The organism is Bradyrhizobium sp. BLXBL-01, assembly GCF_051853025.1.
In the GTDB taxonomy this organism is placed as follows: Bacteria; Pseudomonadota; Alphaproteobacteria; order Rhizobiales; family Xanthobacteraceae; genus Bradyrhizobium.
In genome coordinates, this window is sequence record NZ_CP182471.1 from 6,529,479 (window position 1) to 6,544,958 (window position 15,480).

Below are 15,480 nucleotides of genomic sequence, written 5' to 3' on the forward strand. Positions count from 1 at the left end.
AATCGGCTCTCGGACCGGACGTTTGCAGCTCTGAACGCCGGCGGCCGCTATTCGATCGGCGCCGGACGCGCCAGCTGGAAGAGGTCGCGAGGCCTCGCATACCAGCCGGAGCCGTGCATGCGGGCGATGAGGTCGAGGCCGATCGTGTCGATATGCCCTCGCTGTTCATCGATCACGAACTGCTCGGCGACGTGCGCACAGACGATCTCGCCGATCACCGCGATTTGCCGCGGCCCGGTTTCCTGAACAACGAGGGAGCGGCATTCGAACGCGACGGGGCAGCCCTTGAGGAGCGGAGGCGAGACCATTTGGGAAGGAAGCGTCTCCAGCCCCGCAAGCTCGATCTCGTCGATCTCGGCCGGAGCATCGACGGCGGTCGCGTTCATCGCTTCAGCCATCCGATGCGGCACCAGGTGAACGACGAACTCGCCCGTCTCGACGATATTCTGCGCCGTGTCCTTCAAGCCTCGTTTCGGATGGCGCAGCAGACCGAGCACGACCGTCGGCGGCTCGTGGCCGAGCACGGTGAAGAAGCTGAACGGCGCGGCATTGGCGGCCCCGTTCCGGGATCGCGTGGTGACCCACGCGATCGGTCGCGGCGTCACCGTCGCGGTCAGGATCTTGTAGCGGATATCCGCCGGAAGCTGTCCCATATCGAAGAGCATCGAACCCTCAGTTGCGCACGCGAGCGGCTTGTATTTGCGATCCGTCTAGTTTTTATTTGATCATATGCATATGATCTTATCAAATGTGCCGTATTGCATCGGAGCGCCCCCGACTTAACGATTTGATTTCAAGGACATTCAGTGAAGAAATCGCGCCGCCCCCGTCCGCCGGATCCGGCGAAAGCCTCCGCACGCGGGGCCAAATCCAGCAAGACCACCACGCCAGAACACCGCGGCCGGCGCGGCATCCAGTCGATCGAGATCGGCTTCAGAATTCTCGATTACCTCCGGACCGAACTGCGGCCGGTGCCGCTGAAGATGATCGCGGCCAACACCGGAATGTCGGCCGCGAACGTCCACTATTATCTCGTGAGCTTCCAGGCGGTGGGCATCGTCCGCCAGGAGATCGACACCGGCTGCTACGCCCTCGGGCCCTATGCGTTGAAGCTCGGCATGGCGGCAATCGAGCAGTTCGACGTCTTTGCCGTCGCACGGCCGGCCATGACCGAACTCGCGACGACCATCGGCCACACGGTGTTTCTCGGCATTTGGGGTAATCGCGGTCCCACCATCATCTATCGCGTCGAGGGCGGGGCCAGCCGCCCCATCATCGAGCTGCGGGTCGGAAGCGTCCTCTGCCTGCTGCGGTCCGCGTTGGGACGCAACTTTCTCGCACATCTGCCGCGCTCGCTGACGGGTGAGATGCTCGATCAAGAGCTCAAGGAGGAGCGCTCGCGCAAGCCGCGGATGGATGATGCGCCAACCACCAAGATCGAGGTGGAAGAGATGATGGCCGCAATCCGGCGCGACGGCATCAGCCGCTGTCGTGATGCGCTGCTGCCGAACTTCACCTCCCTATCCGCACCGATCTTCGATCAGGCCGGGTTCATGATCGCCGCCATCACCATGATGGGGCCGATCGGCATTCTCGACGACGACCTGAAAGGCCCGACCGCAACCGCGCTGATCCTCCATGCGCGCGCCATCTCCGCGACCGCCGGCTGGCAGCCCGAGGCGTGACGGCTCCACGACCGGGCACGACGCAACAGCGCGGCCGCATCTCGGCACACGGACTTGCATCGATCAGCTGATTGGGGATCAACGTCCCGGCGCTCTCGATACCATTTGCGGCGCCGCCGCGGTGGATACCGGTTTCCTGGCCGGCAGCAATAGGCCAATCCATGCGCCGACCAGCGACAACAGCGCCGCCAATGTCATCGCTGCCTCGAAACCGTCGGCGAAACGAGCCGCGCTGTCCATTGCGCCATTCGCCGAGAAAGTGGCAACCAGCGCCGCAATCCCGAACATGCCGCCGAGAAATCGGCCCATGTTGAAGATGCCCGAAGCCTTCGCCATTTCAGCCAATGAAACCGAGCTCAGGATGGCGTTCTGCGCCGCGGGCATCGCCATGGACACCCCAACGCCGGCGATCACCAGCGGAGCAATCAGCGCGCCGTAGGCGACATCGGGCGACGCGATGAAGGCGATCCAACCAAGCCCGATCGCCTGCATGATCAGTCCCGTCACGACGAGCGGCCGCTCGCCAAACTTGCCGACCACGGCGCCCGCGATCGGAGCGGTCACAAACAACGTCGCCGTCCATGGCAGCAGGCGCACGCCGCCCCCGAAGGCGCCGAAATGCAGGGTCACTTGCAGGAACTGCGGCAGCAGGAATACGACGCCATACATCGCAGCATAGAACAGGAAGCTCAGCGAGAGCGCCGCCGAGAACGACCGCGACACGAACAGCCGGAGCGGCACCATCGGCGCAGCGACGCGCGCTTCCCAGATCAGGAATGCGATCGCGAAGACGAGACCGACGATCATCGAACCTACGACTTCCGCGCTGGTCCAACCAACATTGTTGCCGCGCATGAGGCTCCAGACCCAGGCCAAAGCGGCAACGGCGACCAGTGTCAGCCCGGTGACGTCGAGTGTTGCCGCAGGTCCAAAGCTCTCGCGCAAACGCGCCCGCACCAATGTGGCCGCGAACGCGCCGATCGGCAGGTTGATCCAGAAGATGGAGCGCCAGCCAAGCTGCTCTGTGAGAAGGCCGCCGATCGCGGGCCCGATGATCAATGCAAAGCCGGTAATCCCTGAAAAGATGCCGAGCGCCTTGGCGCGCTCCTCCCGCCCGAACGTTCCACTCAGAATCGCCATCGCAAGCGGCATCACCAGCGCCGCTCCAGCACCCTGCGCGGCACGCGCCGCGATCAACCAACCGATCGTCGGCGCCAGCGCGCAAGCGGCCGAGGCGAGTGTGAACAGCGCGATGCCGCCAGCAAACATCCTGCGCCGCCCGAACCGGTCGCCGAGCGCGGCTCCGGACAGCAGCAGCACGGCGAAAGCGAGATTATAGGCGTTAACAGTCCATTGCAGTGTCTCGACCGAGCTCGAGAACTCGATGCGGATACCTGCGAACGCCGTCGTAAGTACCATCGCATCCAGCGCCATCATGAACGAGGCAAGCGAGGTCAGGGCGAGTACCCAGGTCTTCTCCGCGGGGGTGGGAGCGTCTTGCATCTCATCAATCTCCATCTTGGGGCCGGAACGGCGCCGTCGCGGAGAGGACGAAGCAGGAGAGCCCAAGGATGCTGGCCGAAAAAAACTTGTGCGGGCCGCATCCTTTGGACCCAGCCAGACGTCCTATTGATCGAGAAGCCGCAAGTTCGTGCTGCGGTGAGATGAGGAGACAACGATGAAACGAAACGTGATCCGCTACAGGACCAAGGCCGACATGGCCGACAAGAATGCCGAGCTGGTCGAGGCGGTGTTTGCCGAGCTGAAGGCGGCGCACCCGGAGGGGGTGCGTTACTTGACGCTGCGGCTCGAGGACAACACCTTCATCCACATCGTCGAAACCACGGCCGAGGACGGCTCGTCAGCGCTGCCGAAGCTTGCGGCCTTTCAGGCCTTTCAGAGCGGTTTGCGTGACCGCTGCGCCGAGCCGCCGGTGCGCAACGGTGCTATTGTCGTCGGCAATTATCGCGTGCTGGCGGAGCCATAGGGCTCGTGGTGGAGGCATGATGAACTCAGCTCGGGAAAGCGCGGCCCACGACATTCCGGCGCTCCTGGTGGCTATCCGGCCGCGGCTGCACCGCTATTGCGCGCGCATGGTCGGATCCGCCATCGACGGAGAAGACGTACTGCAGGACGCGCTGATCAAGGCCGTGGAGGCGGCCCCTACGGCCGGCCCGATCCGCAATCCGGAGGGCTGGCTGTTCCGGATTGCTCACAATACGGCGCTCGATTTCCTGCGCCGGCGCAACCGGCAAGAGGCACTGCATTCGCTTCAGGAGGTGGACATGATCGTTGACGAGATCGACACGGTCGCAAGCCGCCAAATCGCAGCGACCAGCCTGCGCACTTTCATGCGCCTGCCGGTTGGCCAACGCGCAAGCGTGATCCTGATGGACGTGCTCGGCTGCTCGCTTCAGGAGATCTGCGATGTCATGGACTTGAGCCTGCCCGCAGTAAAGGCTGCGCTGCATCGCGGGCGCACGCAGTTGCGCGAGCTTGCAGAGGAACCCGACGATGCGCCGCCTCCGCGTCTGTCGGCAGCCGACCGCACGCGGCTGGCCAATTATGTCGACCATTTCAATGCACGGGATTTCGATGCGATACGCGCCATGATCGCCGAGGACGTCAAGCTCGATCTGGTCAACAGGACCCGACTGACCGGCAAGGCCGAGGTGTCCCGGTACTTCGGCAACTACGCAACAATCAATGACTGGCACCTCGTACCGGGCCTCGTCGAAGGCCAGCCGGCCGTCCTGGTGCTCGATCCCGCGGCGATCCCCGGTTCAAAGCCCAAATACTTCATCCTGCTCGGCTGGGCGTCGGGCAAAGTCGCCAGGATACGGGACTTCAGGCATGCCTCGTACGTTGCCGAAGACGCTGACATCCTGGTCGACCAAGACAAGATCGGGCGTTAGGAGCCCGACCAGCGTTTCGATGCACTGGGTTCAGTCACGGAGCGGGCATTGGAGTTGCCATCGGTGCCGCGCCCCAAGGCACGCCCCCAAGGCACTGCAGCTACGTCATTCGAATCCAAGCGCCCTTGCTTGTTGCGGACTTCACAGCAGCATCGATGAACTGCACCCCTGCCAGACCATCCTCGACGGTTGGGAAGATCACCTCAGGATCCGGCTTTTGGCCGGCCTGTGCCGCGCGGATGGCGCGCGCTGCTTCGGAATAGATCGTCGCGAAACCTTCGAGGTAGCCTTCAGGGTGACCCGAGGGGATACGGCTGACGCGGGCGGCGTCGGCCAATGTGCCGGCCCCACCGCGCGTCAGGAGCTGCTTCGGCCGGCCGTACGGCGTGAACCAGAGATGGTTCGGATTCTCCTGCGCCCATTCGAGACCGCCTTTGCTGCCGTAGACGCGCAGCGTGAGCCCGTTCTCGTTGCCGACGGCAACCTGGCTCGCCCACAGCATGCCCTTCGCGCCGCCCTTCCACCTGAGCAGAATCTGCACATCGTCATCGAGCCGCCGCCCCTCGACGAAGGTCGACAATTGCGCGAGCAATTCGTCGAGCGCGAGCCCGGTGACGAAGCATGCCAGATTGTAGGCATGGGTGCCGATGTCGCCGATGCATCCGCCGGCGCCGGACCGGGCCGGGTCCGTGCGCCATGCCGCCTGCTTCTGGCCGGTGGTTTCCAATGGCTCGGTCAGCCAATCCTGCAGATACTCGGCCTTGACGAGACGGATCTCGCCGAGTTCGCCATTTGCGATCATCGCGCGCGCTTGCCGGACCATGGGATAGCCGGTGTAGTTGTGCGTTACCACGAAGATCCTGCCCGTCTTCCTGACCAGCGCCACCAGTTCCTCGGCGTCCGCAACCGTTGTCGTCAGCGGCTTGTCGCAGATGACGTGGATGCCGGCGTCAAGGAAAGCTTTCGCGACCGGGCTGTGCATGTGATTGGGCGTCACGATCGAGACCGCCTCGATGCCATCCGCTCTCGCCGCTTCTGCCCGCGCCATCTCCTCGAAAGAGCCATAGGCACGGCCATCAGCGATGCCGAGCTCCTTTGCGGAGGCTTTGGCTCGAACCGGATCCGACGCGAGCGCGCCGGCGACCAGCTCGAACTGGTCGTCGATGCGCGCGGCAATGCGGTGGACGGCACCGATGAAGGCACCCTGGCCACCGCCGACCATGCCGAGGCGGATACGACGATGGCCGCCGGTGTCATTGCTTGCTTCGATAGCCATGTTGCACCCTCTCTTCAGGAGATGCCGAGCATCTTGCGGTTGGCAGCCGCGTCGGTGCCGCTGCCTGCGAAATCGTCGAAGGCCTTCTCCGTCACCCGGATGATGTGGCTTCGGATGAACTCGGCGCCCTCGGCCGCGCCTTGCTCGGGATGTTTCAGGGCACACTCCCATTCGAGCACCGCCCAGCTGTCGTAGTCGTATTGCGTGAGCTTGGAGAAGATGGCGCCGAAATCGACCTGGCCATCGCCAAGCGAGCGGAAGCGGCCGGCACGGTCGACCCAGCTCTGGAATCCGCCATAGACGCCCTGGCGGCCGGTCGGATTGAACTCGGCGTCCTTGACGTGAAACGCCTTGATCCGCTGATGGTAGATATCGATGTAGTCGAGATAGTCGAGCTGCTGCAGCACGAAGTGCGAGGGATCGTAGAGCAGGTTCGCGCGCGGATGGTTGTTCACCCGCTCCAGGAACATTTCGTAGGAAACACCGTCGTGGAGGTCCTCGCCCGGGTGGATCTCATAGGCGAGATCGACGCCGTGCTCGTCGGCATGGTCGAGGATGGGCCGCCAGCGCCTGGCGAGCTCGTCGAAGGCGGTCTCGATCAGGCCGGCGGGACGCTGTGGCCAGGGATAGACATAGGGCCAGGCAAGCGCGCCGGAGAAAGTCGCCTGGGCAGTCAGCCCGAGCCGCCTGGACGCCAGGATGGCGCGCTTGACCTGATCGACGGCCCATTCCGTGCGGGCCTTGGGGTTGCCACGCACCTCCGGCGCGGCGAAGCCGTCGAATGCCGCGTCATAGGCCGGGTGAACGGCGACGAGCTGGCCTTGCAGATGGGTCGAAAGCTCGGTGATGGCAAGGCCGTGGCGAGCCGCAATGCCCTTCACCTCGTCGGCATAGGTCTGAGACTCCGAGGCCTTGTTCAGGTCGAACAGCCGCCCATCCCAACTCGGAATCTGAATCCCCTTGTAGCCCAGGGGTGCCGCCCATCCGCACATCGCATCGAGCGAGTTGAACGGCGCCGCGTCGGCAGCGAACTGAGCCAGGAATATCGCAGGCCCTTTGATCATCTTCATCGAATGCCTCCTTCTGCCTTGGACGTTTTGGGGATCGCTTTTCCGCATCATGGGTGCGAGGATGCCGGCCATCGAGAAAGAGAGCAATACCGGACTACGCGACGGGATGAAGCTCTCTATCGCGACGGGACCGATGATCCTACGCTCCAACAGATGGAGAGCGCCCGCGCGCACGGTAGGCAGCGCGTTTGCCAAACTGGCCGGAGCCATTGCGGCTGCGACTGAGCCAGCCCATCTCGCCCCGCAGTTCGATCAATCGACGCGGCCACAAGGTGGCCGCGTCGATTTGGTCAGCGAAAGTCGCCTTTGGTCTCGGGGATCACGATCGCCCCGATCAGATAGATCGCGAAGACGCCGACCGCAAACCAGGCCAGCGACATCGGGATCTGCGCCGGGCTGCCGCTCACCAGCGAGACGAAGGTCGGCATCATGCCGCCCAGCGCGAAGCCGATGTTCCAGGACAGGCCCGTGCCGCTCGCGCGCAGCGCGGTCGGGAAACGCTCGTTCAGGAAGATCAGCACCGGCGCATAGCCGGCATTGCCGATGAAGGCGATGGCGAGCGCAAGAAGCGTGATCTCAGTCGTGTCCTTGGTCGCCGCGAGGTTGAGATAGCACAGCGGCAGCAGCACGGCCGCCAGCGTGCCGATCAGCAGAAAGGTCTTCTTGCGGCCGATCCAGTCGCTCAGCGCGCCGATCAGCACGGCCGAGAAGAACGCCGAGACGCTCGCGCCCATCAGGATCAGCGACGAGGTCTGGTTCGGCACCGCGTTGATGACCTTCAGGAAGCTCGGCAGGTACCCCGAGGTCAGGTAGTAGCCGGCGCCGCCGCCGAAGGTGATGAGCAGATTGACCAGCAGGACGCCGCGATACTCGCCCGAAAACACGTCCTTGACCGGCGCTTTCGACACCTTCGCCTGCTTGTTGCCCTGCTGGGACTTGAGCTCCTTGAAGTACGGCGATTCCTCGAGGTTCCTGAAGATGAACCAGCCGAGCAGCGAGCTCAGCAGCCCCGAGAAGAACATGAAGCGCCAGCCCCACACGGCGAAGGCATCGCCGGGAAAGACCGAGGACGTGATCAGGAAGACGAAGGATGCGAGCAACGCGCCGATGCCGGCGCCACCGCCGCCTACCAGGCCCGACATCGCGCCACGCCATTGCGCCGGCACCGATTCCGTCCCGATCGTGTGGGTCGAGGCCACGACGCCGCCGACGAACACACCCTGTACCAGACGCAGGATCAGGAAGATGATCGGCGCGATAATTCCGGCCTGCGCGATGGTCGGCAGCAGGCCGAACGCCGCGGTACTGAGGCCGACGCCGACAATGGCGATCAGCATCGCCTGCTTGCGCCCATGCACGTCGGCATAGTGCCCGAACACTGCCGAGCCGAGCGGCCGCATCAGGAGCGTGACGGCGAACGAGCCGTACACTGCGGCGAGCGACAGCGCCGCATTGCTCGACGGAAAGAACAGCGCGCCGACGACCGGCGCCACGTAGAGCAGAATGAACAAATCAAACAGATCGAGCGCCCATCCGAGCACCGATGCGATGATCGCGTTGACCATCTGCTTGTTATCGGCCGATGCTTGCGCACCCGCGGCCGGCATATCCATCTCAGCCATTTTGTCCTACCTCCCCGCTTGAGTAACGCCGCGGTCCGCGCCATTGCGAACCACGGCAGTTCGTTGCATCGCGTATCAGCGCCCGACGAATTTCGGCGGGCGCTTGGCGTTGAAGGCCTCGACGCCCTCCTTGAAGTCCTCCGACTGGCGCAGGCGGCTGTAGCAATGGCCTTCGAGCTCGATGGCGATCGCCAGCGTCGAATCCTCGGTGTCGTTGAGCAGCTTCTTGGCGGTGCGCTGCGCCAGTGCAGAGAAGGTGCGGAGCTCGTCCACCAGTCTGTCGGTCGCCTTCTCGAGCTCGGCATCGGGCACGCATTCGGTGGCGATGCCCCACTCATAGGCCTGCTTGGCCGAGATACGCTTGGAGCGCATCACGATGTCCTTGGTGCGGGTGATTCCGACCATCTTCTGCAGGCGGGCCGAACCGCCCGAGCCCGGAATCTGACCGAGCTTCTGCTCCGGCAGCGCGTATTGCGTGGTCTCGGATGCGATGCGGAAGTCGCAGGCGAGCGACAGCTCGAAACCGACGCCGAAGCAATAGCCGCGATTGGCGACGATCACGGGTTTTGCGCAACGCGCCGGCGCCGCGATGTTCCAGGCGAGCTTGGAGACGTGCTCCGGGCTCGCTGCCATGAAGCCGCCGATATTGCCGCCGCTGGAGAAATGCTCGCCCTCGCCGCGCACGACGATGACGCGCACGCGCGGATCCTCGTCAAGCGTCTCGAAGGTCAGGCGCAGCTGGTCGCGCTGCGGCATCGCCACGACGTTGTAGGGTGGACGTCCCAGGATGATGTCGGCGCGCTCATGCGCCTCGTCGATCTCGACCTTGAACCCGTCGAGCTTTGCGAGCCGGGGATCGGCGAATGTGTAGGGTGACGGCATCTGTGCTTCCTTCTGTTGAATGGATAATGATCAGGCCGCGTCCGACGGCGGCAGGCGCTCGGCCTCGTATTCTCCGGCGACGAGCAGTCGCCGCAGCAGCTTTCCGACCGGCGATTTCGGGATCGCGTCGACGAAGACGTAGCGGCGCGGCCGCTTGAAATTGGCAAGGCCCGAAGTGCGGCAGAACTGCTCCAGCTCGACTTCAGACACCGCGCGGTTGCGCTTGACGAAGGCGGCGACGACCTTGCCCCATTTCTCGTCCGCGACGCCGACGACCGCGACCTCGTCCACGGCTGGATGCAGCGACAGGCAACTCTCGATCTCGACCGGCGAGACGTTTTCGCCGCCGGTGATGATCATGTCGTCGACCCGGCCGGTGACGAACAGATCGCCGTCGGGATCGACGAAGCCGGTATCGCCGGTGAAATACCAGCCTTCGCGCAACGACTTGGCGTCCGCTTCGGGACGGCGCCAATAGCCTTCGAAGGCCTCGTCGCCTTTGAGCGTGGCGATGATCTCGCCCTCCTCGCCGACGGCGGCAAGCTCCGCCACCGACTTCGCGCCGATGCGCACGACCTTGACGTGCTGGTTGAGCCCCGCCTTGCCGGCCGAGCCGGGCTTTGCGGCCGCGTTCTGATCGATCGTAAAGGTGTAGATCTCGGAGCTGCCATAGTGATTGACGAACAGGCTTGGCTTGAACGCCTCGTTCAGCTTCTTCAGCAGGCCATCGGTCATCGACGCGCCGGCGAAGCCGAGCTTGCGCACGGTGGAGACGTTGGTCCCGGCAAAGGCATCGTGATGGACGAGATCGTGATAAAGCGTCGGCACCAGATAAAGATTGGTGATCGCTTCCTTCTCGATCAGCGCCAGCGCCTGGCGACTGTCATAGCGCGGCAGGCAGATGAACGTGCCGCCGATCAACGACATCGCCAGCAGCGAGCGGACGCCCATGGTGTGATAGAGCGGCATCACGCCGAGCGTGCGCTCACCTCGGCCGTAGAGATTTTGCGCGACATGGGCGATCGCGGCGGCGCGTTCGGCGCGATGCCGCCGCGGCACGCCTTTGGGACGCGACGTCGTGCCCGAGGTATAGAGCATGATCGACCAGGCATCGGCTCCGACGCGCGGCTCGGCATCGGGGACGCGGTCCCTGATCAGATCGGCGAAGCTGGTTGCATCGCCCGTGCCGGGATCGACGGACACGCGCAGCAGCTTGCCTGCCAGCGCCGAGCCCTGCACGGCCTCGGCGGAGATGTCCTGATGGAAGACCGCGCAGGCCTCGGCATTCTCGATGCAATAGTCGAGCTCGTCGGCCGTGGCACGCCAGTTGATGGGCGTGATCACGAGGCCTGCGAACTGGCAGGCCCAGTGCATCGTCGCCGCTTCCCAGCGGTTCTGCAGCAACGTGACGACGTGATCGGCGGGCTTGAGGCGAAGGCGGTCGAACGAGGCGACGAGGGCAGAAATTCTGTCGTACCATTGCCGGTAGGTCAGGCGGAGTTCGCCGTCGACCAGGGCAACGGCGTGAGGATCGCGCGCGGCGCTGGCAATGAAGCTGCTGGCGAGATCAAGCATCGGACGTCTCTTTGTTGGATGAAGCAAGCTCGGCGGCGGCATCCAGCGCCGCCTGGATGATCGGCGTGTAGCCGGTGCAGCGGCAGATATGGCCGCTAAGGAGATCGCGGATCTCCGCCTCGGTCGGCGCCGGGTTCTTCGCGAGATAATGATCGAGCGACATCAAAATGCCGGCGGTGCAGAAGCCGCACTGGAGCGCGTGGTTGCGACGGAACGCCTGCTGCAGCACGCCGAGCCTGTCGGCCGACGGTGCGAGGCCTTCGACGGTCTTGAGCTCGCAGCCATCGACCTGCGCGGCGAGCGTCAGACAGGACCGTGTCAGCATGCCGTCGACGACGACAGTGCAGGCACCGCAGACGCCGTGCTCGCAGCCGACATGGGTACCGGTCGCGCCCAGCTGGTGACGCAGGAAATCGGACAGCAGCATGCGCGGCTCGGCCTCCGCCTCGACGGGCTTGCCGTTGAGCGTGAAGCGGACGGGATGGCGGCGGTCGGCCTCGAGGCGCGTCATTGCAGCACCTCGCCGATCAGGTCGCGGCCGATCATGCGCACGAGGTCACGGCGATAGCGCGCCGTGGCGTGGACGTCGTCGCGCGCGCCAAGCTCCCAGGCAAAGGCGTTGAGGGCATCGTCGAGCGCGCTTCCCTCCAGCCGCGGCCAGTCGCGCGCGGTCGGAACATCCGCGACGCCGCCGACGGCGAGCCGCACGCCCGTCGGCGTCTTCATCGCGGCGCAGGCAACAATGGCGAAGTCGCCGTGCCGGCGCGCGACCTCGCGGAAGGCGACGCGCAATCCCTTCACCCCCGGCAGCGAGATGCCCTCGATCAGCTCGTCATCGGCGCGCGCGGTCAGCATCATGCCGGCAAAGAAATCTTTGGCCGCGATGCGGCGGCGTCGTTTAGCGTTGCGCAACAGCACCTCGCCATCAAGCGCGACCAGCGCGAGCGGCATCTCGGCACTGGGATCGGCATGCGCGAGCGAACCGCAGATGGTGCCGCGGCTGCGGGTCTGCATGTGCCCGACCCAGGGCAGCGCCAGCGCCACGAGCGGCAGCGCCTCGGCGAGACCCGGCCAGGCCAGGAGATCGGCCTGCCGCACGCCGGCGCCGATGACGATGCTATCGCCCTTCCGCTCGATCTGGCGCAGCTCCCTGATCCGCATGATGTCGATGAGAAGCTTCGGCTTGGCGAGGCGCATGTTGAGCATCGCCATCAGCGACTGGCCGCCGGCAAGGACGCGGGCATCGCCGCCCTGCTGCGCGAGGCCTTCGAGGACGTCACCGATGCTCTCGGCGCGGAGATAGTCGAATGCGGGCGGCTTCATCGGCGCCCCCCGAACAAGCCGGCGACCTTTACCAGCAGCGCGAACAGCGAGAAGCCTCCACCCGAAGCACCGCCGCCGCCGGCCTTGCGGGCCAGCGCGGTGAAAAACTGGCCGATGATCACGCGTGTCGCGCCATCAAGCAGACGGCCGCCGATGCTGGCGACCTTGCCGCCGATAGCGGCGTCATAGCTGTAGGTCAGGCTTGTTCCGCCATTGCCGTCGGGCGCAAGCGTGATGCGCCCCTCCGCGCTGCCGAAACCGAGCGCGCCGGTGGCCCCACCGCGCAAGGTGACCGCGCGTGGCGGGTCGAGATCGAACAGCTCGACATCCGCGCGATAGCGGCCGGTGACGGGGCCGATGCCGAGCGTGACGTCCGCGCGGAAATGCGTGTCGGTGACCTTGTCGACGCGCTGGCAGCCGGGAATGACCGATTGCAGCGTGGCCGGATCGAGCAGCATCGCCCAGACCTGCTCCGGCGCGCCCTTCACCGTGGCCTGTCCTTCGCCGCGCAGCCGCCTGTCGCCGTCACGAACGGGGGCCGAGGTCGCGCCGCCCGCCGGAGGCGGCGGCTCGACGCCGCGCACCAGCTCGGCGAGCCGCGCCGGCACCAGCGGCAAGGTGATATCGGCGACGCCGAGCGCATCCGCAACCGCATTGGCGAGGCACACCGGCGTCGACATGCAATTGCCCTCGCCCACGCCCTTGGCACCGAGCGGCGTGAATGGCGACGGCGTCTCCATGTGGAAGATCTCGGGCTCCGGCACCTCGGTTGTGGTCGGCAGCAGATAGTCGGCGAACGTTCCCGTCAGGAAGCTGCCGTCCTCGGCGTAGGCATATTCCTCGAGGAGAGCGGCGCCGAGCGCCTGGGTGAAGCCGCCGCGGATCTGGCCGTTGACCATGCCGGGATGCAAAATGGTGCCGCAGTCGTGCATGGTGACGTAGCGGTCGATCCGCGTCTCCAGCGTGACGGGATCGATCTCGACGCCGCAGAAGTCGAAGATGAAACCGTGGCAGAGCGAGGAGTTGATGCGGTCCTCATCGTCGGGCGGCATCAGCTCCGGCGGCGTCCAGAACACGGTCTCGCGGATGGTCTGACCGGCATCATCAGGGAGCGAGCCCGGTGACCAATGGCTGAGCGCAGCGACGCGCGAGAACGCGATCCGGTTCTCGGGATTATGCTTTGAGGCCACAAAACCCTTTGCGAAGACGATGTCCGCGGCCTCGACGTTGAGCTGGCTCGCAGCAATGCGCGCGAGCCGGCCAGCGACGCGCTCGGCCGCAAGTTTTGCTGTGCCCGCCACGGCCGCGGCGAAGCGGCTGGCGTAGTTGCCGGACGCGATCGACCAGGCATCCTTGGCCGTGTCGATCTCGGTGTTGACGCGGATGTCCTTCGGCTGCAGACCAAACACGTCGGCCACGACCTGCGACAGCACGGTGCGATGGCCCTGCCCCTGCGGCACGGAGGCGACGTGCACGGTGACGCTGCCGACCGGATCGAGCCCGACGGTTGCGGTTGCCTGCGCGCCGTTCTTGGGACCTGCCTTGCGGCGCTCGGCCGCCGTCAGCACGGTCGTGATGTAACCCATGTTGGAGACGCTGGGCTCGACCACCGCGGTGAAGCCGATGCCGTAGAGACGCCCTTGCGCCCGCGCCGCGTCGCGCCGCGCTTTCAGCTCCGCGAGCCGGCCCTGCTCGACCGCGCGCGCGACAGCTTCCTGATAATTGCCGGAGTCGAGTAACGCGCCAGTTGCCGTAGGATAGGGAAATGCGCCAGCGCCGATCAGATTGCGCTTGATCACATCGAGCGGATCGAGGCCGAGGCCAATCGCAATCGTCTGAACCAATCGCTCCAGCGCGAAATAGACCTGCGGGCCGCCAAAGCCGCGGTTGAGGCCGGTCGGCGTCTTGTTGGTGACGACGACGCGGTTGCGGACCTTGACGTGACGAATGTCGTAGGCACCGGTCAGATTGCCGTGCATGCGATAGAGCGTCGCCGGCTCGGGCGCGCGCAAATGCGCGCCGCAATCCTCGACCTGGTCCCAATCCAGCGCGAGGATCTTTCCATCCGCCGCCACCGCCGCCGACAGCGTCGTCGCGCGGTTGGTCGCCGACACCGATGCGGTGAGATGCTCGAGCCGGTCCTCGATCCACTTCACCGGCCGGCCCGTGATGCGCGCGGCGGCGGCGATCAGCACGATGTAGGGAAACACGCCCTGCTTGACGCCGAAGCTGCCGCCGGAATCCGGCGGCGTGCGCAACCGCAGGCGGTTGCCCGGCACTTTCAGCGCCCGCGCGATCACGGTGTGGATGCTGAACGGGCCCTGAAAATTGGCGAGAACCTCATAGGCGTCCTCGCCGGCATCATGCGAGGCGACGACGCCATAGGTCTCGACCGGCGTGCAGGAATTACGGGGATAGCGGATGTCGATCGAGAAGCGATGCAGAGCCTCCGCAAAGACACTTTCCGGATCGCCATAGCGGAAGGAACGATCGCTGGCGAGATTGCCGGGAAAGCCGTCATGCAGCACGGGAGCATCAAGCGCCAGCGCACCCAGCGGATCGACGACGGCGCCGCGCGGTCGATATTCGACGTTGATGAGCTCGGCCGCATCCTCGGCATGCGCGCGATCCGTCGCGACGACCACGGCAACCGGCTCGCCGACATAACGCACGCGGTCCATGGCGATCGGCCAGCATTCGACCGGCGCCTTCACGCCGACGACGAGGCTTGTCGTGACCGCCTTGACATCGCTGCCGGTCAGAACCGCCGCAACGCCCGGCAGGCGTTTTGCAGCTTCAGCATCGATCGAGAGAATATCGGCATGCGCATGCGGCGAGCGCAGGATGGTCGCGTGCAGCGTGCCGGGCGCAACACCGAGATCGTCGATGAAGCGACCACGGCCGGAGAGCAACGCGGCGTCCTCGACGCGCTCGATCGAGCGCCCGACCCACGGCTCATCGCCTCGTCCCGGATCTGCGGATCTGACCGCCTGCAACATGTCCCGGCATACCTCCCGACGCGTTCTTTGACGCGGCGGTGACACTTGTCAGGACAGGGGCTGCGCGGGCCATACCGCCCGCTCTCACGACTTACCAAATCGTCTCATTCGAGCGCGTGCAGCGCAATATCAG

At 65.2% G+C, this 15,480-nt stretch carries 13 protein-coding genes; 3 read left to right on the plus strand and 10 right to left on the minus strand.

The window, feature by feature from the left end:
• Window positions 1–47: 47 nt before the first annotated feature.
• Window positions 48–665 (minus strand): flavin reductase family protein, encoded by a 618-nt coding sequence (locus ACNJYA_RS30345; protein ID WP_172789273.1) that lies wholly within the window; start codon window positions 663–665, stop codon window positions 48–50.
• Window positions 666–806: 141 nt separating this feature from the next.
• On the opposite strand from ACNJYA_RS30345, the gene ACNJYA_RS30350 reads away from it, so the two are divergent.
• Window positions 807–1,685 (plus strand): IclR family transcriptional regulator, encoded by an 879-nt coding sequence (locus tag ACNJYA_RS30350; protein ID WP_439401188.1) that lies wholly within the window; start codon window positions 807–809, stop codon window positions 1,683–1,685.
• Between the two features lie 78 nt (window positions 1,686–1,763).
• Here ACNJYA_RS30350 and ACNJYA_RS30355 read toward each other — a convergent pair whose 3' ends face one another.
• The gene (locus ACNJYA_RS30355) at window positions 1,764–3,188 is read right to left on the minus strand and encodes a DHA2 family efflux MFS transporter permease subunit (protein WP_439401189.1); all 1,425 of its coding nucleotides are present in this window, start codon (window positions 3,186–3,188) and stop codon (window positions 1,764–1,766) included.
• Window positions 3,189–3,363: 175 nt separating this feature from the next.
• Between ACNJYA_RS30355 and ACNJYA_RS30360 the strand changes: the two genes are divergently transcribed.
• A complete protein-coding gene (locus ACNJYA_RS30360) occupies window positions 3,364–3,672 on the plus strand; it encodes a hypothetical protein (RefSeq protein WP_172789270.1) in 309 nt (102 codons plus the stop codon).
• A gap of 16 nt (window positions 3,673–3,688) precedes the next feature.
• Window positions 3,689–4,600: a sigma-70 family RNA polymerase sigma factor gene (locus tag ACNJYA_RS30365; RefSeq protein ID WP_439403489.1), complete on the plus strand. Its 912-nt coding sequence runs from the start codon at window positions 3,689–3,691 to the stop codon at window positions 4,598–4,600.
• A 100-nt stretch (window positions 4,601–4,700) separates the two neighbouring features.
• Here the strand turns inward: ACNJYA_RS30365 and ACNJYA_RS30370 are convergent, their stop codons facing one another.
• The 8 genes from ACNJYA_RS30370 to ACNJYA_RS30405 all read right to left on the minus strand — a co-directional run bounded on the left by ACNJYA_RS30370 (window position 4,701) and on the right by ACNJYA_RS30405 (window position 15,347).
• On the minus strand, window positions 4,701–5,876 hold the full coding sequence (locus tag ACNJYA_RS30370) for a Gfo/Idh/MocA family protein (RefSeq protein WP_439401190.1): 1,176 nt from the start codon (window positions 5,874–5,876) through the stop codon (window positions 4,701–4,703).
• A 14-nt stretch (window positions 5,877–5,890) separates the two neighbouring features.
• Complete coding sequence (locus tag ACNJYA_RS30375; RefSeq protein WP_439401191.1) at window positions 5,891–6,946, minus strand: sugar phosphate isomerase/epimerase family protein; 1,056 nt, start codon at window positions 6,944–6,946, stop codon at window positions 5,891–5,893.
• Between the two features lie 290 nt (window positions 6,947–7,236).
• Window positions 7,237–8,568 carry an MFS transporter gene (locus ACNJYA_RS30380; RefSeq protein ID WP_260382419.1) on the minus strand — a complete coding sequence of 444 codons (1,332 nt, stop codon included), beginning with the start codon at window positions 8,566–8,568 and terminating at the stop codon, window positions 7,237–7,239.
• A 75-nt stretch (window positions 8,569–8,643) separates the two neighbouring features.
• Entirely contained in the window at window positions 8,644–9,450 is an 807-nt protein-coding gene (locus ACNJYA_RS30385) for an enoyl-CoA hydratase/isomerase family protein (protein ID WP_212254365.1), read from the minus strand.
• Between the two features lie 30 nt (window positions 9,451–9,480).
• Window positions 9,481–11,025 (minus strand): AMP-binding protein, encoded by a 1,545-nt coding sequence (locus ACNJYA_RS30390; protein ID WP_439401192.1) that lies wholly within the window; start codon window positions 11,023–11,025, stop codon window positions 9,481–9,483.
• Window positions 11,018–11,536 (minus strand): (2Fe-2S)-binding protein, encoded by a 519-nt coding sequence (locus ACNJYA_RS30395; protein WP_439401193.1) that lies wholly within the window; start codon window positions 11,534–11,536, stop codon window positions 11,018–11,020. Before ACNJYA_RS30395 ends, ACNJYA_RS30390 begins: the two co-directional genes overlap by 8 nt.
• Window positions 11,533–12,348 carry an FAD binding domain-containing protein gene (locus ACNJYA_RS30400; RefSeq protein WP_439401194.1) on the minus strand — a complete coding sequence of 272 codons (816 nt, stop codon included), beginning with the start codon at window positions 12,346–12,348 and terminating at the stop codon, window positions 11,533–11,535. The genes ACNJYA_RS30395 and ACNJYA_RS30400 overlap by 4 nt, the downstream gene beginning before the upstream one ends.
• Window positions 12,345–15,347 carry a xanthine dehydrogenase family protein molybdopterin-binding subunit gene (locus tag ACNJYA_RS30405; RefSeq protein ID WP_439401195.1) on the minus strand — a complete coding sequence of 1,001 codons (3,003 nt, stop codon included), beginning with the start codon at window positions 15,345–15,347 and terminating at the stop codon, window positions 12,345–12,347. Before ACNJYA_RS30405 ends, ACNJYA_RS30400 begins: the two co-directional genes overlap by 4 nt.
• Between the last annotated feature and the right edge of the window lie 133 nt (window positions 15,348–15,480).